This is a genomic window from Burkholderia sp. BCC0419, from assembly GCF_902830285.1.
In the GTDB taxonomy this organism is placed as follows: domain Bacteria; phylum Pseudomonadota; class Gammaproteobacteria; order Burkholderiales; family Burkholderiaceae; genus Burkholderia.
This window is the reverse complement of the sequence record NZ_CADESR010000032.1, coordinates 1-407: the sequence shown is the minus strand read 5'-3', so window position 1 is coordinate 407 and position 407 is coordinate 1. Positions and strand designations below refer to the sequence as shown.

The window sequence follows — 407 nt, the reverse complement described above, 5'->3', positions numbered from 1 at the left end:
CTCACCGGCGACCCGAACGCCTTCGGCTGCGGCGCGGCCGCGAACACCAACCAGTGGGGCTACGCGGACAACGGTGACCTGAACTACCGCAAGGGCCAGCCGTTCAGCACCTACATCAGCGCGACCAGCGAGCTGCTGCTGAAGATGCCGAGCGAAGGGCTGAAGTTCATGGTGCGCGGCACGGGCATGTACGACTTCATGGCCAAGAACACGAACCGCACGCCGTTGTCGAGCACCGCGGCCGCGCAGGTCGTCTACAACGCGCAGTTGCTCGATCTGTGGGCGCAGAAGGATTTCACGATCGGCGGGCGCAACGCGCACGTGCGGCTCGGCAACCAGGTGATCAACTGGGGCGAGAGCATGTTCGCGCAGAGCGGCATCAACGCGACGAACTCGATCGACGTGCA

Annotated in this window: 1 protein-coding gene; it reads left to right on the top strand. The window is 64.9% G+C overall.

The window, feature by feature from the left end:
- Window positions 1-407, top strand: a 407-nt coding sequence (locus tag HWW87_RS36890) for a DUF1302 family protein (protein WP_175824382.1), incomplete at both ends; no start/stop codon positions are given.